The sequence below is a fragment of the Providencia rettgeri genome (genome assembly GCF_001874625.1).
GTDB classification, from domain to species: domain Bacteria; phylum Pseudomonadota; class Gammaproteobacteria; order Enterobacterales; family Enterobacteriaceae; genus Providencia; species Providencia huashanensis.
Genome location: NZ_CP017671.1, coordinates 975,838 through 991,808, shown reverse-complemented (window position 1 = coordinate 991,808; position 15,971 = coordinate 975,838). Strand labels below are relative to the sequence as shown.

Below are 15,971 nucleotides of genomic sequence, written 5' to 3'. Positions count from 1 at the left end.
TTTTCTTGCTTCTGTACATTCAGGCGAAACACCACCGGTGCATGCATCAATGACTTTCTGAGTTGTTTCCTCATCTTTAATACGTAATTCAGCGAGTTTCTGCTGTTCATCCTTGGTGATTTTTCCTTGTTTCTCTTTATACTCCAGCGATGTTTTTTGGCGGTGCTCTGAATCACTCAGATAGTTATTCTCAACAACAACTCATTCCATTGCGATTTAGCCAGATAAAACCACTTTTCCCCTGTGTGTTCAGTCAGTTACAACACTTTTTCCCAGTACATTTTGACCGCCGAACCCAAAATTCCCGACGTGTGTTTTTGGCTTTGCAGAACATGTTTTCACAGCACTTTGTAGTAAAGTAAAAACACCGACAGCTAAAGAAGAAGTGCTAAAAACCAGACAGTATACAGTGGGTTACGCCCCTAACCGCGGTAAACCCAACCCCAGCCCACAACTGACATTCAGCGGTAAGTGGCTGAATGAGCTCGGGTTTACGGTGGGCAGTAACGTCACTCTCACCCGCCAAGCCGGGCAGTTGATTATCCGGTTGAGTGAGGGAGAGTAAAGAGTTAAAGTGGCTAAATAGATCCCTGAATACAAAAAGGGGATCTATTATTCGATTTATAAGTATACATTAAACATCATTTAAGCCGCTTATGATTCCTGTAAACAATTAACATATGTACACAGCTAGTGAACACTCCTAAAACTACACCTAAAATTATTAATTCCTTAATTGCAGGAATATCAATAACAAAAACATTTAATTTCACATATCTAATTGCTTCAATAATAAGCTTAAGTAATAAAAACATAACAAAAGCCCCAAACGAGTAGCACATAGATATAATTAAAAAATAATTAATTACTTTCATTTCCATCCTTTGTCATGAGTGGCTTTAATATTTCCGTTGTTTCATTACCTATAAACTCGGAGCCAACAGCGCCGAATATACTCCCTGTAATAGCTGGTATCGGAGATATTACAGGAGGTGCCGATATAGATGGCATTTCTACTAAGTACCTTTCTTTAAGTCCACTTGACCATGGATTCAATTTGTTATTTAAAACATTTGTAGTCCCTAGACCAACACCATAACCTAGCGATGAACCGATAAATGATCCGCCTATCGAAGCCCAAGGAGATTTGCCATCAATTAAACTTGAAACTCCAGCTCCTGTTGTATTGGTTGTGACGGTTCCCCAATATCCCATTCCTGGTGTAATTCCTCCTGTTAATAATGAACTTCCGAAATTTGTGTAACTAAAATCAGTATTATCAGGATCTTTATAAATGTTATATCCCTGCATTCCTAAGTTTGCCGTGCCTGTGGTTGTTACCCCTATCACGCGGTTAGCTAAAGATGTGCTACCTAACCAACTAGATACATAAGGGCTAACAGTTTTGCTTGCCATTGGCAAAGCCAAAGTAATTGTTGCTATTGCAGCCCTAGGAATTTTATTTGTTCTTTCTAAGTCACCATAGTTATCGATGATTGGTGTCAACTGATTGATACTCGTTTGTGCTATGTAGCGACAATCCGAATTACAGTTACCTGAATTTAACAATGCTCTGAGCTCATCTTTTTGTTGCTCTAAATAATCTTTAGAAATTTTTGTATCCAATGCTTTCTGTAGCTGTTCTTTATCCAAGTTTTCAGCAATAGCAATTAATTTCTTTTTGTCCTCATCTGTGGCTGCACTATCATACTTATCAATCCACGATGTGATTTGTTTAGCACTCAAATAGTTATTCTCAACAACAACTCATTCCATTGCGATTTAGCCAGATAAAACTACTTTTCCCTAGTGCATTCAGTCAGTTACAACCCAGTTTTTCCAGTGCATTTTCACGTTTGGACTCAAGATCCCCGACGTGCATTTTTGAGCTCAGAAAGAGATAAAGCAGAATTAAAACCAGACACTATACAGTGGGTTACACCCCGAACCGCGGTAAACCCAACCCCAGTCCACAACTGATATTCAGCGGTAAGTGGTTGAATGAGTTAGGGTTTACGGTGGGCAGCAACGTCACGCTCACTCGCCAAGCCGGACAGTTGATTATCCGGCTGACTGAGGGCGAGTAAGGCGGCTAAGGAAGAACCCAGCACAGAACTGGGATCTTTATACATTTAAAAATCAGACCACTCTGCGTAGCTAATATCATCTTCGGTTAATTCAGCAAAGCCATCTTGACTTAGCATTTTATTAAAATAAAGGATCGTGTCTTCTAACGCCTCCTCGATAGTATCTCCATACCCAATAGCACATTCAGGAGAACCATCAAATTTTCTTTTTATTGCTAAATCAGTCATTCCAGTGAAATTTCCAGATTGGCTTTCATAAATTTTCACCTTCATTTTTGAATAAGGTAAAATAGGGATCATCGTAACCGTGAATTCTGCAACTGTTTTCTCTATACGACCCACATTTTCAATGTTTAAATCATGCCACATAATGTATTTCTCACTATTATTGTTTTCCAAACGATATTATTTTTCCATCCGCTGTTTTATCTAGATATTTCCCGTTTTTATAATAACGAGTTACGTTGTCTGTAGCCCCTCTTATCTTAGAGGTTTTAGCCCCTTTTAGACTTCTAGAGAACTCTTCTGCCTTTCGTTGGTATTGTTCAATATCACTTGCACCAACTTCTTTTCCATGTTTTTCGTAATGTTTTTGTAACGACTCTTCAGGTAAATTAAAACTACCTTGATGCCATTGATCCTTAATTTTGTTCTTATTCTCAGATAAATAGGTAATATCTTCTACTGTAATCTGAGCAGGTAGTGGGGTTATATGGGTATTATCAATACGTTCAGGAATTTGATCTCCGCCGGTATCTGTCCGTCCTTGTTCAGGTATTTGATTGCCACTTGTGTCTATTGGCCCTCGTTCTGGAATCTGATTTCCACCGGTATCTATCCGACCTTGTTCAGGAATTTGATCACCACCAGTATGAGGTCTAACACCGATCCGGTCTCCCCACGTCTGGCTACCAAACATTTCCCTCGATAGACCTTTACCACTGATGATCTGCTCATCAATGTAAGCAATTTGCAGTGGGGATAGTCCTTCCATTGCCGCAGTATCACCTTTTCTTGCGGCCATCCCTGCATTCATCGCTTCTTCGATTTGGTCTCGTGTTAAACCAAAATTAACACCTAATTTAGCGATCTCATTCCGACAACTATTGTTTTTAACGCATACGCTATAGCCTTTTTCTAAGCCTTTTACGACGGCCTCTTTGACTACACTCAGTGAGTTATTCTCAACAACAACTCATTCCATTGCGATTTAGCCAGATAAAACCACTTTTCCCCTGTGTGTTCAGTCAGTTACAACACTTTTTCCCAGTACATTTTGACCGCCGAACCCAAAATTCCCGACGTGCGTTTTTGGCTTTGCAGAGCATGTTTTCACAGCACTTTGTAGTAAAGTAAAAACACCGACAGCTAAAGACGAAGAGGTTAAAACCAGACACTATACAGTGGGTTACACCCCCAACCGCGGTAAACCCAACCCCAGCCCGCAACTGACATTCAGCGGTAAGTGGTTGAGTGAGCTAGGATTTACGGTGGGTAGCAACGTCACTCTCACCCGCCAAGCCGAACAGTTGATTATCCGGTTGAGTAAGGGAGAGTAAATTTTTTAAGGAGAACCCTTGATTCTGGTTCTCCTTATTTCATAGAGCATCATGAAGTTTTTTAAACCACTCCAATACAGTTAATTGATCCTCTGAAGGCATATAATAGCAATTATGTTCATATAAATAGCTTTCAGGTAATTCCGTTCCTGATTTTATCATTTCCGATAATTCTTTTTTTAACCTGAAAGTAGACTCCGGTGTTTCCCTTTCTACAAAATTATTTAAAGCCTCTATATCACTAGATGCTTCACAATCCCAGTCTTGATGAAAGTAACACCCTAATAAATAATTAATTCTTTCCATATTCATGATTTTCCTTACACTAACGAGGATATGCTGTTTGGATACGATAGCCATTAGGCATTAATGGATCTTTATCTATCACTATTACCATTTTATTTGAATCAATAGATTTTGTTTGCCCTTTGTAGATCACTCTACCTATATTCGTAGCTGACTCATAATTCAAGACTATTCGAGTATCACTTCCAGACATAAAAGCAGATATTTTATCTTGATTTGCAGCCACACCATTTCCTATAGCCCAGTCAGCTGTCTTCATATCAGTGAATGTTGATGAAGCACGAACTTTCGGGTCAGCTTCAAATCGAGCTAACAATTGAGCATCGGTCTTACCCACATGCCTCCTTATAGCATGCCCTCCCAGATTTTAATGAAAGATTAATGTTGTTCCTGTTTCTTTTGGAACATTTGTATTCTTAGATGCTGTTCCTTTAGCATCATATATAGTTTTACCATCAAACTGATTATTTGGATGCTTAACATCTGTCACTTTCCCTGTATCTTTAAAGCTATACTCACCTTTCCCTGCATCCCAACTCGGCATTTCCTTACCGCTCTTCGCAAATGCCAAATAAGCTTTTGCCGCTGTAAATTGTAATGCCTTAGCTGTCGTTGTTGGAGGTGAGCCACTTAATATTTCGGCGGCTTTCTCTGGAGTCATTTGCTCATTAGACCAAAATACGTCTAATGGAATACCGACCATATTCCCCCATGCTTCAAGGAAGCCTCTTGCAGGATCTTGTCCTTCTGGGTGATCACCTTTCGCAAAGTCATTTAGAGCAGCATTAACATCATGAATGCTATACCCTTTCTTTTCCATTGACTCGGCGAGTGTGAACGCCGATTGTCCATAATCAGCTAGTCCGTGTGGCAGACTCAGTGCATTATTCTCAACAGCAACTCATTCCATTGCGTTCTTGCTAAATGAAATCACTTTTTTCTAGTTCACTCAGTCAGTTACAACACTTTTTCCCAGTACATTTTGACCGCCGAACCCAAAATTCCCGACGTGCGTTTTGGCTTTGCAGAGCATGTTTTCACAGCACTTTGTAGTAAAGTAAAAACACCGACAGCTAAAGAAGAAGTGCTAAAAACCAGACAGTATACAGTGGGTTACGCCCCTAACCGCGGTAAACCCAACCCCAGCCCACAACTGACATTCAGCGGTAAGTGGCTGAATGAGCTCGGGTTTACGGTGGGCAGTAACGTCACGCTCACCCGCCAAGCCGGACAGTTGATTATCCGGCTGGCAGAAGGGGAGTAAGGCGGCTAAGGAGATCCCTGCCTGGGGCTGGGATCTTTCACTGATTTTCACCTTAATTTAAATCGGAGATATTAAACCTATATTTTTCAGGAATACTTTTAGGATAGCTATCAAGCATAACCCCCCAAGGAGAGAACTCTAAATAAAATGCTCCTTCATTCCATAAACATAGTTTACATAAAACCATTATTTCCTTCAGATGATTAAGGATCTCATTATCATTATTGTTGCAAGCTTCCTGTATAAGGATCTCAATATCTTGCATGAGCATCACAATATCATCTGATTTCATAAAAAAAGACGGTGATGCATCATCAATATTCCAAATTATATTGAATTTATCCGATTGATTTTCCCTTTCTAGATAACTAGCATTTCGTTCATGAAATGTTCGGTATAATACTTCATTATCATTAGATGATTTTATTAAGCTAATTAACGGCATAAGAGTCCTATCATTTATAATGCACCGGGGAATGTATTGATTAAATTACCTTTTCTATCAGTAATAATGGTAATAACAGACGTACTTTTTCCACGCTGATCAACACCAATAGACTTACCTATATCAACTTGCCTAACAAATTTATCAGTTTCAACTTTCCCCCCTATTTGAATTGGATTATAAACAGGTTTATTTACTACATCAGGTCGTTGCAACAACTCTTTAACTTCATTATTTGTAACAGTAAAACGACTTTTATTAGGCACACTAGCATCAATGTCATGTTTCCCCATCGCATAGTCAAATCCTCTTGTTTTACCATTGTCATATGTCACATTTTCAACATTAACCCTCGATTGCGTAATTCCTGGATTCTCTGGAGTAGCAAATTTATCTTTGCTTACATTCAGCTGTTTTGTTTCAGAAATAACTGTTTGCTTACCAGTTGTTCCTTTATCTAAACCATCCTTTCCATAAGGTAATGAGTGTCCATCATACTTAGCATCGCCTTTAACAACATCGGTAACTGTACCTTTTCCATTATTCGGTGAAAAAGCACCTTCTCCTGCTGCCCAGTTACTTCCTTCTGGTAATTTTCCAGTAATTTTACCACCAGTCACTGGTGCAGGAACTTTTTTGCCCGGAATAAACACTCCAGCCATCATTGAGCCAAGCTGCTCGGCTGCTAGTTGATCTCCTTCTCCAGCGCGTTTGGCAAGATCTTGGATTGCATTCCAACTATCACCATTTACTAACGATACCGCAACATCTGCTGCTCCTTGATGTTTACCTGCTAGATCATCAAGAGCTTTCTGGCAATAACTACTCATCGTAGCACAAGCGGTTATGCCCCTAACCGCGGTAAACCTAACCCCAGCCCACAACTCACCTTAAGCGGTAACTGGCTGAAAGAGATGGGCTTTGAGGTGGGCAGTCACTACACCCTCACCCGCCAAGCCAGACAGTTGATTATCCGGCTGGCTGAGGGGGAGTAAGGCAGCTAAGGAAGATCCCAGTGTAGGGCTGGGATTCTATTAAAATCACTTATTAGTTATGATTGATATATATTGCATTATCGTTAGGAGGGGGAGCTTCAGACCATCCCATACTAACTACAATTTTTCGGGCTAGTATTCTCATTTTTTCCCATTCTGGGCTGGATGAAAGCGCTTCATTATCCCAAAATCTCACATTGCTTGGACCACTGATAGATAACATATAATCATCAAATTCTTTTATCATAGAGCTTTGCTCAATAGATAATAATTCATAATTTATATCATCTAGCGCAATTTCCCACTCAACAGCAAGTTGATCTGCCACATTAACAAAATCAGGAAATAGCCTCATTTGAGTATCGCTTGGCTGCATGAAAGCACGAGTAATCCATTCTAATTGTTCCATAATATCTACTCTTTTGTTTTATTAATTATTGTAGCTTTCTCACCTTGTGTAGGCTTGTATGTACTTGGATCTACTACTTTCATGGTGCCTTGAGTTGTCGTGGATACTTTGTAATAACTGCCTCCATGTCTGCCACCATCCTGGATGGTATTGGATTTGACTGATCTCAGGATGCCCTTTAACCTCAATAATAACAGCTTGGCCAGAACCTCTAGATGATTGGCGAACGTTAACTTGATAGCCAGCAGCTTTGAAATCTTTAGCTATATCATCTGTAGAACGCCCCCAAATAGCTTGAGGCGTTTTAGTGAAATTAGTTGCTATATTTACTGAGTTGTCTGGTTTTACATTGCTTGGTTTAGGCTGCTTCAGTGCTGTACCTTTATTACCACTACCCTTAATCCCAGCAACAGAAATTCCAGCTCCCGGCACAGCACCACCGACACCCATGTTATCCGCAGCATCTTTTGTATACAGTGCGACTTTAGCTGTGACTGATAAGGAATCATAAATGGCTTTAGCACTTTCCGCACTCTCTGCTTTCACAAAATTGACAAGCTGAGCACGATCTTCCGAACTTAGGTCATCAAAAAAAGCAGATATTTTCAGGGCGTCTGCAACTCCAAGCCCCGCATTTAGCTCCCCCCAAACACCGATGGCATCAAAGGGACCACCACTTTCGATTTCTGCAACGGCTTTATCTCTATTTTCCTTGCTGATTTTACCGTATTTGTCGTAAATGCCGGTTTTGTCTGCGCCAATCTTATCCGCTTCTTCAAGCTCTTTCTTCATGTCAGCGACATTTTTTGAGCTCAGATAGTTATTCTCAACAACAACTCATCCCATTGCAATTTAGCCAGATAAAACCACTTTTCCCTAGTGTATTCAGTTAGTTACAAGTCGGTTTTCTAGTGAATTTCGACCACTAGATCCGATTGCCCCGACGTGCATTTTTGAGCTTAGAGAGAGATAAAACCAGACACTATACAGTGGGTTACACCCCCAACCGCGGTAAACCCAACCCCAGCCCGCAACTGACCTTTAGCTGTAAGTGGTTGAGTGAGCTCGGGTTTACGGTAGGTAGCAACGTTACGCTCACCCGCCAAGCCGGACAGTTGATCATACGGCTGGCTGAAAGAGAGTAAGATCATTAAGGAAGATCCCAATATTGGATTGGGATCTTTTCGAGGCTGTAATTTAATTTATGATTTCAATTGATGGTTCTACTGATGCTAATACTTCTATAACCTCATCAATAGTAACAATTAAATAATGCTCAATAACTTCATCATGTATATTTTCACTTTGCTCATGAAACCATTCTAGATATGACGAATTTTCAACTTTATAAACCCCAGTTGTCATTTTTCCGTTGAAATAATCCAGCATCTTTAATAAATCACCCTCATCTGTAACCCTAAGGGAATATATCCATTCAAATGATAAAGTTATTTTTTCAGTAGGCTTACTTAATGAAAGAGATAAAATAGCTTGATCATACTTAATGCATTCTAACTGAATGTCAGACAATGATGTGCTTCCATAATTAACTAATGATTCTTGCATCACTTTAGTCCTCATATCTAAACTTAATTTGCTTGTTTCCATACTGTATTTCTACTGTAGGTCTTCCGTCTGAGCTTTTAGTTCTAACAATCACTGTACTTCCATCAGAAAGTTTACCTACTCGCCCTGTTGGTATTTCTTTAACATTAGTAGGTGATAATGCATCAAACTCTCTATTGGCAGCTTCTGCGCCTCCTGTTCTTTCATATTGTTTTGAGCGGCCAGTGGTCTTTCTGCCTACCTGTGAAGTTGCAATCAATGCATCTACTGACGTTTCCTTATCTTTAGATTCTTTTTTAGGTTTGTCATCATTCGGTGGCTCTATTCCATTCGGAGAGCCAGTGCTAGTACCACCGACTACGCTATTTTGTTCAGATGAAGGTTTACTTCCTGAATCATTAGGGCCACTTTCTGATAGAGCTATTCGATCACCCCATGTCTGAGTCCCAAACATCTCTCGAGCCATTCCTTTTCCATTGATGATTTGTTCATCAATGTAAGCGAGCTCCTGCGGTGAGAGTGTTTGTAGCTTAGTTGTATCACCTTGTCTTGCAGCTATCGCAGCTTGTGTAGCATTTTCTATTTGATCATTTGTGAGGCCAAAGTTAACCCCTAGCTTAGCTAATCCATTTAAACAGCTGGCATTTTTAGCACATACGCTATAGCCTTTTTCTAAGCCTTTCACCATCACGCCAGTCAGCGCATTATTCTCAACCGTGGTCTTCCCTGCCTCGGCGGCATTGCCTGCGCTCGATGTATCGCCACCCACTAATCCGCCGGCTATTCCCGCTGCCAAACTCGCAAAGGCGCTCACTGTCGCTTTTTCGTCTTCCGTCAGCTCACCGACCGTTTTACCGTACAGTTCTACCGACAGCATCCCCATCGCTTCACCCGTCATGGCTCCCAGCGATTGTGCCCCTGCATTTTCACCTTTTGCCAGCGCTAATGCAACATTCGCAATACCATGGGCCGCTAAACGCCCTGCTTTATTTTTCTCTCCAATATTCTTGGCTATCTGATTGGCAATATACGGTGCACTCGCATTCGCCACCGCTTTATTCACATCACCGCTCACCAAGCCTTGGATTAACGCCGTCCCTGACTCCACGATACGGCGATTATCACCACCAACGCCCCATTCTGACCCTTGAACCGCTTTCTCTATACGGTCATTTAATACCGCGTTCCGAATGGCCGTTTCATCCCCTTTTAAGTTCGGATCTTTGATAGAAGCAATGGCTTTCTTACGCTCATCGTCTGTCATTGGCGTTTTATCAAAGTTTTTCCTTTCGTTCTTAGTGGCTTCTATCCTTTCATTCGTCACCGCTATATCAGTAATCTGCTTACCTAACTCACCCACTAACTGCGTTTTCTCTATCCGCTTTTGCTCTTTCTCTTTATCAAAAATCGTATTGAGTTTTTCATGAGCATTGTCTGTATCTCGGCTTAATTCGCTGACATCTTGTTTCTGATTGTCTTTATCGCGAATAACAATGTTACCCTCCGATACCGCTGCATGCGTGGTATTGCTGTCTTTCCCTTTGTTATTCACATTGGTCAGCAGTGAACCCACCACTTTGATAGTGCCCATTGCTCTCATGTTTTACACGATGGACTCAAAAATCATGTAAATAGCTAAAAGCCCAAAAGGCAAGATATGATTGGTTATTTTTTAGATTTGGCGAGAGATGATTGGTGTGACGGGGAGTAGTCACAGTGGCTAGAGACGAGTGTAAAGTAAAAAACACCGACAGCTAAAGAACAGGCGGTAAAATCAAGACAGTATACAGTGGGGTACTTGCCCAACCGACAGCGACCGAACCCCAGCCCACAACTGATTATCAGTGGTAAGTGGCTGAATGAGCTCGGATTTACGGTGGGCAGTCACTTTACCCTCATTCGCCAAGCTGGACAACTGATCATCCAGCTGTCTGAGAGCGAGTAAGATCGTTAAGGGAGATCCCAGTGTTAAGCTGGGATTTTAAGCAATCAAATAATAATAAGCTCACCATGTTGATCGAAAGATGCTTTAACATCGTAATTTCGAGTATATACATTAACAACATGCCTTAAATAATTTTTAAGATCCCAATTTGTAGCTTCTACGGTTTCTTCATTTTCATCATATTGATAAATAAGGTTAGGGTTATCAGAAGCTGTTAAAACAAAAAAATACTGGGTATAACTTTCTACTGACAAAAAAAATGGCTTTTGCGGTAATAAATCATGTTGTTGGATCGCGGCTAGATCTTCTCTCATACCAGATTGCATTAGTATGCTTCCTCTAATTGTTTTTTGGTTTCGATAAAAAAGAAGAGGGTCATCACCAAAAAGACCACCACTGCAACGACCAATACTTGTTAAAAAATCATACAACTGGTCTGTAACTTTAATATCGTATAAGCGTTCAATTTTCTGGATTTCATCAGCTGAGTAACCTCGCATATAGCTAAAATCAATCGGTAATTCTGGATAAACAGAGTGCAGATAATTGATTAGTTCATTGTTCATCATTTGTTTTTACCCGTAGAGCCTTGATAGATATTTACATTAAGATTTTTATTGTTCTCTGCAAAATTTTGACTTGTATAGCCACAACTCACACACATTCCTTGTTTATTTTGAGATGTATTTTGCATTGCCATGTTTACATCTGCTTTTTGTCCTTTGTATGAATCTTGAATGTGGTTAAATAACTTCTGTTCGGCATGATTGAAATTTGTTTTCTTCGCATCAATGTCACCTACACTAGTGAAGCTATTTTTATCTTCACGTATCACTTTATAGCTAATGCCGCCAATATTCACTGTATCTGGTGATTTTCCTGACCATGATTTGCCACTAACAGAAATATAATAGTCTGTTTTACCGTTAGCAGTCACCGATGCTGTAGCATAACTAACAGCTGAATCTTCTTGTTGTGCTGAGGTTTTTAAATATTTGTTTGTTTCTTGCCTAATTGTATTTAAATTCAGTGCAGGGTCATTAACTTGCTTCAAGTCATGAACTTGATAGTTATTTAACTTATCTCCATTGCTTTGGTTAGGCGTTGTTTTGGGTGGTATTTGTTCATTTGGTTTTGTTGGGGTTACACCTGGTTTCGCAACATCTTTCCCAAACTGCTTAACTAAAGCGCTTGAGTTCGCAATTGCTGCACCGCTGCCAATCAGGTTGAGTGAACCTATATACAGCCCCGCATACTTACGCGAATCCGCTTCCGAATAACCAAGGCTCTTAAACGCTTCAGTATAAACTTCTACCAAAACAAACGCTTGCTGTGCTTCTGGTGATGTCGACTTCAATAACCTATCAAGTTCTTGATAACCCGCTTGTTGCGTTTTTGGGTTTTGATAAGTCAAATCAACATAGGTCGCGATTTTCTCGAATGCGTCTTTTCTGGCGGCGGTACACTCAGGTGAAACACCGCCGGCACAGGTATCAAGTAATTTTTGGGTTGTCTCTGTATCTTTGATCTGTTGCTCAACTTCAGTAATCTTCCCTTGCTTCTCTTTCAGCTCCAGTGACGTCTTCTGGCGGTGCTCTGAGTCGCTCAGATAGTTATTCTCAACCGTGGTCTTCCCTGCCTCGGCGGCATTGCCTGCGCTCGATGTATCGCCACCCACTAATCCGCCGGCTACACGATGGACTCAAAAATCATGTAAATAGCTAAAAGCCCAAAGGGCAAGATATGATTGGTTATTTTTTAGATTTGGCGAGAGATGATTGGTGTGACGGGGGAGTAGTCACAGTGGCTAGAGACGAGTGTAAAGTAAAAACCCAGGCAGCTAAAGAACAGGCTGTAAAATCAAGGCAGTATACAGTGGGGTACTTGCCCAACCGATAGCGCCCGAACCCCAGCCCACAACTGATAATCAGTGGTAAGTGGCTGAATGGGCTTGGGTTTACGGTTGGCAGTCACTTTACCCTCACTCGCCAAGCTGGACAGTTGATCATCCAGCTGGCTGAGGGGGAGTAAAATTATTAATGGAGAACTCAGTTATTTATTAGGATCTTCGTAACGTTTATCTTGCTGTATAAGAGGTTCAATTTCTGATTGCCATATGAATTTTTGGAATAATTGAGCCTCTGTTGGATTTTTCATGTCTCTCAAATAATTTCTGATGGCCTTTATTGCTATATTAAAGTCTTTTTTTTCTAAATCATAAAAATTCATTTGATCAAGAACAAAAACTTCCATTATTGTTTCATAAATTTGGGGATATCTTGCCTGTAATGCTTTATCAAATAATACTTCTAAAGCCCCCGAGGCACTCCTATTTAAAGATACACTAAGATTTTTAGTGCTATTCTCACTATACCCAATACCAATATAAGCACCCATAATTTACCTCAAAATAATAATTTTATCCCGTTGAGACTTTGGTAACGTCTTGACATAATCCATAAATATTTGTTGATTTTTAGGAGTCAGTACACTGAAATCAACAGGAACTATATCTGCCTTATTTAAATGTTTAATAATCTGGTCTTGTCCAGGAGGTAATTTGCCGGCTTCTCTCGATACAGTCATGTTCTTCTCATAGAACTTATTAATTCCATCAATTTCAGCTTGCTTGAGATTCTTTGTTGTATACATTAAATCAACAGTTTTTCCTTTATTAGCTCCACTTGTGATAATAAAATCTGCACTTGCCTTTCCCGCTATACCTTCAGGTAATCTATCCATTTGCCCCAAGGAAGTTTCTAACCTAGCCGCAGCGGCTGCCTCTGCGGGATTAAACTTTCCATTACCCAACGAATCAACAGTATTTAACCGCCCATGACCTTCTAAGGGGGTTGTATTAACTTTAATTTCAAGGAAACCATCTGCATTCTTGAGGAGCTTGCCAGTTGTTACTACTGGCGTTGGCACTTTTTTACCCGGTATAAAGATCCCTGCCATCGCGGCACCAAGCTGCTCTGCCGCCAATTGATCACCTTCGCCAGCGCGTTTGGCAAGATCTTGGATTGCATTCCAACTGTCGCCATTGATTAATGACGTAGCAACATCTAACGCTCCTTGGTGTTTACCTTCTAGGTCATTCAGGGCTTTCTGACAATAATTGCTAGCCGTAGCACATGCAGTGACAGCCGCAGCGCCATCAAGAACATAATCACCACCTGCAATCGCCAAGTCACCCGCATCTTCCAATGCACCTATAACACTATTAATTGCTGTAGAGGTAGTGCCTTCACCAAAGGTTTCTCGCGTTTGGTCTTTCCACCATTTGGCGCTTTCTTTGTAGGATTCTCTTAACTGATCACCCGACAGTGAGTTATTCTCAACAACAACTCATTCCATTGCGATTTAGCCAGATAAAACTACTTTTCCCTAGTGCATTCAGTCAGTTACAACCCAGTTTTTCCAGTGCATTTTCACGTTTGGACTCAAGATCCCCGACGTGCATTTTTGAGCTCAGAAAGAGATAAAGCAGAATTAAAACCAGACACTATCCGGCTGGCCAAGGGGGAATAAGGTAGCAAAGGAGATCCCAGTATGGCGCTAGTTTTTTCTTTGTAGAAATATTAGCGTCTTTTATATTCAAAATAACTGACTAAGCAAGCTACTATACTAAAGAAAAAACCAAATCCTATTCCCAAGCACATATAATCTATAATATTTTCTTTAGTAATAGAAAAAAGACTATTTTCCATTGAGTAATAGTATATTAATTCTACTAGTGTTTTTATTATTAAAAGAATAAAAAAAACCATAAAAGAGAATGCAACTGAAAGTAGAATGAAATATTTAAAAAATTTCATTTTTGTTCCTCGTCATTCAATTTTTTTATTTTATCGGTAACTATTTTATTCGTCCCTTCAGCCCCCAAAGCGCCAGCGCCACTTCCAATAATACTTGGTACTACTGATACAGTTGGTGGGGCTGATATTGATGGCATTTCAACTAAATATTTTTCTTTAAGTCCATTAGACCAAGGATTGAATTGGCTATTTGCAGTCTTAGTTATTCCCACTGTTCCCCAATACCCAACAGTCGATCCTACAAGTGCCCCGCCCATTGAAGGCCAAGGAGATTCACCATCAATTAAACTTGAGACTCCAGCTCCTGTTGTATTGGTTGTGACGGTTCCCCAATATCCCATTCCTAGTGTAATCCCTCCTGTTAATAATGAACTTCCGAAATTTGCGTAACTAAAATCAGTCTTTTCAGGATCTTTATAAATATTATATCCCTGCATTCCTAAGTTTGCCGTACCTGTGGTTGTTACCCCTATCACGCGGTTAGCTAAAGATGTGCTACCTAACCAACTAGATACATAAGGGCTAACAGTTTTGCTTGCCATTGGCAAAGCCAAAGTAATTGTTGCTATTGCAGCCCTAGGAATTTTATTTGTTCTTTCTAAGTCACCATAGTTATCGATGATTGGTGTCAACTGATTGATACTCGTTTGTGCTATGTAGCGACAATCCGAATTACAGTTACCTGAATTTAACAATGCTCTGAGCTCATCTTTTTGTTGCTCTAAATAATCTTTAGAAATTTTTGTATCCAATGCTTTCTGTAGCTGTTCTTTATCCAAGTTTTCAGCAATAGCAATTAATTTCTTTTTGTCCTCATCTGTGGCTGCACTATCATACTTATCAATCCACGATGTGATTTGTTTAGCACTCAAATAGTTATTCTCAACAACAACTCATTCCATTGCGACTTAGCCAGATAAAACCACCTTTCCCTAGTGCATTCAGTCAGTTACAAGCCGATTTTCCCAGTGCATTTTCACGTTTGGAGTTGATCGCCCCGACGTGCGTTTTTGGCCTCTGTCATCACTTTTTACCTAAGACGCAGTTTAGCGCAACGGCGGCGTGACTGCCAACTTGTTGGCGGGCACAACGCCGTTCTGCGGGTGTGGGCGGCATAGAGCCCACCCGTGACGCGCGCGGCACGTTGAAGCGCCATTCTTCCTGGTTAACCGAGGTTTTGCATGACCATGCCTGACTCGGGAAGCCCCCTGGGGGGCTGCATGGGCTGGACGCGACTGGGCGCCGAGGCCGAGCCGCGGGGGCCGATATAATGCGGATTAGGCGAACCAAGCCACCCTGTTTTGCTGAGTATGCTACATCACCGATTGGCGCGGTGCGCCTAAGCGCGATTGTAGTGTAAAAACACCGACAGCTAAAGAAGATGTGCTAAAAACCAGACAGTATACAGTGGGTTATCCCCCTAACCGCGGTAAACCCAACCCCAGCCCACAACTGATATTCAGCGGTAAGTGGTTGAGTGAGTTAGGGTTTACGGTTGGAAGCAACGTCACTCTCACGCGCCAAGCCGGACAGTTGATTATCCGGCTGGCTGAGGAGTGAGAGTATTAAGAAGGCCC

Annotated in this window: 26 protein-coding genes and 1 pseudogene; 9 read left to right on the top strand and 18 right to left on the bottom strand. The window is 40.8% G+C overall.

Annotation, left to right across the window (positions count from 1 at the left end; translation table 11 throughout):
• Positions 1–33: 33 nt before the first annotated feature.
• Positions 34–120 (bottom strand): annotated as a pseudogene (locus RB151_RS24580) (hypothetical protein); the annotation flags it as partial.
• A 265-nt stretch (positions 121–385) separates the two neighbouring features.
• On the opposite strand from RB151_RS24580, the gene RB151_RS04275 reads away from it, so the two are divergent.
• Entirely contained in the window at positions 386–565 is a 180-nt protein-coding gene (locus RB151_RS04275; RefSeq protein WP_071547756.1) for a SymE family type I addiction module toxin, read from the top strand.
• A gap of 296 nt (positions 566–861) precedes the next feature.
• Here RB151_RS04275 and RB151_RS04265 read toward each other — a convergent pair whose 3' ends face one another.
• Positions 862–1,746, bottom strand: coding sequence for a hypothetical protein (locus RB151_RS04265; RefSeq protein ID WP_048609017.1), 885 nt, complete (start codon positions 1,744–1,746; stop codon positions 862–864).
• 185 nt (positions 1,747–1,931) lie between these two features.
• Between RB151_RS04265 and RB151_RS04260 the strand changes: the two genes are divergently transcribed.
• Positions 1,932–2,087, top strand: coding sequence for a SymE family type I addiction module toxin (locus RB151_RS04260; protein WP_071547755.1), 156 nt, complete (start codon positions 1,932–1,934; stop codon positions 2,085–2,087).
• A gap of 45 nt (positions 2,088–2,132) precedes the next feature.
• On the opposite strand, the gene RB151_RS04255 is transcribed toward RB151_RS04260, so the two are convergent.
• A complete protein-coding gene (locus RB151_RS04255) occupies positions 2,133–2,456 on the bottom strand; it encodes a hypothetical protein (RefSeq protein WP_071547754.1) in 324 nt (107 codons plus the stop codon).
• Between the two features lie 16 nt (positions 2,457–2,472).
• Positions 2,473–3,123, bottom strand: a complete 651-nt coding sequence (locus RB151_RS04250) for a hypothetical protein (protein ID WP_071547753.1) — start codon at positions 3,121–3,123, stop codon at positions 2,473–2,475.
• Between the two features lie 367 nt (positions 3,124–3,490).
• Between RB151_RS04250 and RB151_RS04245 the strand changes: the two genes are divergently transcribed.
• Positions 3,491–3,646 carry a SymE family type I addiction module toxin gene (locus RB151_RS04245; RefSeq protein ID WP_071547752.1) on the top strand — a complete coding sequence of 52 codons (156 nt, stop codon included), beginning with the start codon at positions 3,491–3,493 and terminating at the stop codon, positions 3,644–3,646.
• A 39-nt stretch (positions 3,647–3,685) separates the two neighbouring features.
• On the opposite strand, the gene RB151_RS04240 is transcribed toward RB151_RS04245, so the two are convergent.
• From RB151_RS04240 to RB151_RS04230, 3 genes are read right to left on the bottom strand one after another with little or no spacing between them, the layout of a single operon-like run.
• Complete coding sequence (locus RB151_RS04240) at positions 3,686–3,952, bottom strand: contact-dependent growth inhibition system immunity protein (protein WP_225832854.1); 267 nt, start codon at positions 3,950–3,952, stop codon at positions 3,686–3,688.
• A gap of 19 nt (positions 3,953–3,971) precedes the next feature.
• Complete coding sequence (locus RB151_RS04235) at positions 3,972–4,289, bottom strand: RNase A-like domain-containing protein (RefSeq protein ID WP_071547750.1); 318 nt, start codon at positions 4,287–4,289, stop codon at positions 3,972–3,974.
• 30 nt (positions 4,290–4,319) lie between these two features.
• On the bottom strand, positions 4,320–4,772 hold the full coding sequence (locus RB151_RS04230; RefSeq protein ID WP_071547749.1) for a hypothetical protein: 453 nt from the start codon (positions 4,770–4,772) through the stop codon (positions 4,320–4,322).
• A 162-nt stretch (positions 4,773–4,934) separates the two neighbouring features.
• Here RB151_RS04230 and RB151_RS24130 point away from each other — a divergent pair, with 162 nt between their 5' ends.
• Positions 4,935–5,216: a SymE family type I addiction module toxin gene (locus RB151_RS24130; RefSeq protein ID WP_315984924.1), complete on the top strand. Its 282-nt coding sequence runs from the start codon at positions 4,935–4,937 to the stop codon at positions 5,214–5,216.
• A 52-nt stretch (positions 5,217–5,268) separates the two neighbouring features.
• Here the strand turns inward: RB151_RS24130 and RB151_RS24125 are convergent, their stop codons facing one another.
• On the bottom strand, positions 5,269–5,661 hold the full coding sequence (locus RB151_RS24125) for a hypothetical protein (RefSeq protein WP_071547748.1): 393 nt from the start codon (positions 5,659–5,661) through the stop codon (positions 5,269–5,271).
• 14 nt (positions 5,662–5,675) lie between these two features.
• Positions 5,676–6,491: a hypothetical protein gene (locus RB151_RS04215; RefSeq protein WP_071547747.1), complete on the bottom strand. Its 816-nt coding sequence runs from the start codon at positions 6,489–6,491 to the stop codon at positions 5,676–5,678.
• On the opposite strand from RB151_RS04215, the gene RB151_RS04210 reads away from it, so the two are divergent.
• Complete coding sequence (locus RB151_RS04210) at positions 6,459–6,656, top strand: SymE family type I addiction module toxin (protein WP_071547746.1); 198 nt, start codon at positions 6,459–6,461, stop codon at positions 6,654–6,656. The genes RB151_RS04215 and RB151_RS04210 overlap by 33 nt on opposite strands.
• A gap of 52 nt (positions 6,657–6,708) precedes the next feature.
• Here RB151_RS04210 and RB151_RS04205 read toward each other — a convergent pair whose 3' ends face one another.
• Positions 6,709–7,065 (bottom strand): hypothetical protein, encoded by a 357-nt coding sequence (locus tag RB151_RS04205; protein WP_071547745.1) that lies wholly within the window; start codon positions 7,063–7,065, stop codon positions 6,709–6,711.
• A 39-nt stretch (positions 7,066–7,104) separates the two neighbouring features.
• On the bottom strand, positions 7,105–7,857 hold the full coding sequence (locus tag RB151_RS04200) for a hypothetical protein (protein ID WP_071547744.1): 753 nt from the start codon (positions 7,855–7,857) through the stop codon (positions 7,105–7,107).
• Positions 7,858–8,054: 197 nt separating this feature from the next.
• Here RB151_RS04200 and RB151_RS04195 point away from each other — a divergent pair, with 197 nt between their 5' ends.
• Positions 8,055–8,210, top strand: a complete 156-nt coding sequence (locus tag RB151_RS04195; RefSeq protein WP_081363933.1) for a SymE family type I addiction module toxin — start codon at positions 8,055–8,057, stop codon at positions 8,208–8,210.
• 52 nt (positions 8,211–8,262) lie between these two features.
• Here the strand turns inward: RB151_RS04195 and RB151_RS04190 are convergent, their stop codons facing one another.
• Together RB151_RS04190 and RB151_RS04185 are read right to left on the bottom strand one after the other, a co-directional pair.
• Positions 8,263–8,631, bottom strand: coding sequence for a hypothetical protein (locus tag RB151_RS04190; RefSeq protein WP_071548820.1), 369 nt, complete (start codon positions 8,629–8,631; stop codon positions 8,263–8,265).
• Positions 8,632–8,635: 4 nt separating this feature from the next.
• Positions 8,636–10,222, bottom strand: coding sequence for a VENN motif pre-toxin domain-containing protein (locus tag RB151_RS04185; RefSeq protein ID WP_071547742.1), 1,587 nt, complete (start codon positions 10,220–10,222; stop codon positions 8,636–8,638).
• Positions 10,223–10,420: 198 nt separating this feature from the next.
• Between RB151_RS04185 and RB151_RS04180 the strand changes: the two genes are divergently transcribed.
• Positions 10,421–10,576, top strand: a complete 156-nt coding sequence (locus RB151_RS04180) for a SymE family type I addiction module toxin (RefSeq protein ID WP_071547741.1) — start codon at positions 10,421–10,423, stop codon at positions 10,574–10,576.
• Between the two features lie 44 nt (positions 10,577–10,620).
• On the opposite strand, the gene RB151_RS04175 is transcribed toward RB151_RS04180, so the two are convergent.
• Both RB151_RS04175 and RB151_RS04170 read right to left on the bottom strand, forming a co-directional pair.
• Positions 10,621–11,145: a hypothetical protein gene (locus RB151_RS04175; RefSeq protein ID WP_225832848.1), complete on the bottom strand. Its 525-nt coding sequence runs from the start codon at positions 11,143–11,145 to the stop codon at positions 10,621–10,623.
• On the bottom strand, positions 11,142–12,254 hold the full coding sequence (locus RB151_RS04170) for a VENN motif pre-toxin domain-containing protein (RefSeq protein ID WP_071547740.1): 1,113 nt from the start codon (positions 12,252–12,254) through the stop codon (positions 11,142–11,144). The genes RB151_RS04175 and RB151_RS04170 overlap by 4 nt, the downstream gene beginning before the upstream one ends.
• Before the next feature lie 242 nt (positions 12,255–12,496).
• Here RB151_RS04170 and RB151_RS24120 point away from each other — a divergent pair, with 242 nt between their 5' ends.
• Positions 12,497–12,607 (top strand): type I toxin-antitoxin system SymE family toxin, encoded by a 111-nt coding sequence (locus tag RB151_RS24120; protein WP_225833231.1) that lies wholly within the window; start codon positions 12,497–12,499, stop codon positions 12,605–12,607.
• Between the two features lie 21 nt (positions 12,608–12,628).
• On the opposite strand, the gene RB151_RS04160 is transcribed toward RB151_RS24120, so the two are convergent.
• The 3 genes from RB151_RS04160 to RB151_RS04145 form a co-directional block, all read right to left on the bottom strand.
• Entirely contained in the window at positions 12,629–12,973 is a 345-nt protein-coding gene (locus RB151_RS04160) for a hypothetical protein (RefSeq protein ID WP_048609026.1), read from the bottom strand.
• Positions 12,974–12,976: 3 nt separating this feature from the next.
• The gene (locus RB151_RS04155) at positions 12,977–13,783 is read right to left on the bottom strand and encodes a hypothetical protein (RefSeq protein ID WP_048609027.1); all 807 of its coding nucleotides are present in this window, start codon (positions 13,781–13,783) and stop codon (positions 12,977–12,979) included.
• A 607-nt stretch (positions 13,784–14,390) separates the two neighbouring features.
• On the bottom strand, positions 14,391–15,266 hold the full coding sequence (locus RB151_RS04145) for a hypothetical protein (protein ID WP_071547738.1): 876 nt from the start codon (positions 15,264–15,266) through the stop codon (positions 14,391–14,393).
• A 511-nt stretch (positions 15,267–15,777) separates the two neighbouring features.
• Between RB151_RS04145 and RB151_RS04140 the strand changes: the two genes are divergently transcribed.
• On the top strand, positions 15,778–15,954 hold the full coding sequence (locus tag RB151_RS04140; protein WP_071547737.1) for a SymE family type I addiction module toxin: 177 nt from the start codon (positions 15,778–15,780) through the stop codon (positions 15,952–15,954).
• The last annotated feature ends 17 nt before the right edge of the window (positions 15,955–15,971 follow it).

Excerpts from the sequence above, each read along its gene's own strand:
- RB151_RS04175 (WP_225832848.1), bottom strand. The coding sequence starts at position 11,145 with ATGATGAACAATGAACTAATCAATTATCTGCACTCTGTTTATCCAGAA.
- RB151_RS04190 (WP_071548820.1), bottom strand. The coding sequence starts at position 8,631 with ATGCAAGAATCATTAGTTAATTATGGAAGCACATCATTGTCTGACATT.
- RB151_RS04160 (WP_048609026.1), bottom strand. The coding sequence starts at position 12,973 with ATGGGTGCTTATATTGGTATTGGGTATAGTGAGAATAGCACTAAAAAT.
- RB151_RS04250 (WP_071547753.1), bottom strand. The coding sequence starts at position 3,123 with ATGAATGCAGGGATGGCCGCAAGAAAAGGTGATACTGCGGCAATGGAA.
- RB151_RS04185 (WP_071547742.1), bottom strand. The coding sequence starts at position 10,222 with ATGGGCACTATCAAAGTGGTGGGTTCACTGCTGACCAATGTGAATAAC.
- RB151_RS04215 (WP_071547747.1), bottom strand. The coding sequence starts at position 6,491 with ATGAGTAGTTATTGCCAGAAAGCTCTTGATGATCTAGCAGGTAAACAT.
- RB151_RS04255 (WP_071547754.1), bottom strand. The coding sequence starts at position 2,456 with ATGTGGCATGATTTAAACATTGAAAATGTGGGTCGTATAGAGAAAACA.
- RB151_RS04240 (WP_225832854.1), bottom strand. The coding sequence starts at position 3,952 with ATGGAAAGAATTAATTATTTATTAGGGTGTTACTTTCATCAAGACTGG.
- RB151_RS24125 (WP_071547748.1), bottom strand. The coding sequence starts at position 5,661 with ATGCCGTTAATTAGCTTAATAAAATCATCTAATGATAATGAAGTATTA.
- RB151_RS04230 (WP_071547749.1), bottom strand. The coding sequence starts at position 4,772 with ATGGAAAAGAAAGGGTATAGCATTCATGATGTTAATGCTGCTCTAAAT.
- RB151_RS04205 (WP_071547745.1), bottom strand. The coding sequence starts at position 7,065 with ATGGAACAATTAGAATGGATTACTCGTGCTTTCATGCAGCCAAGCGAT.
- RB151_RS04200 (WP_071547744.1), bottom strand. The coding sequence starts at position 7,857 with ATGAAGAAAGAGCTTGAAGAAGCGGATAAGATTGGCGCAGACAAAACC.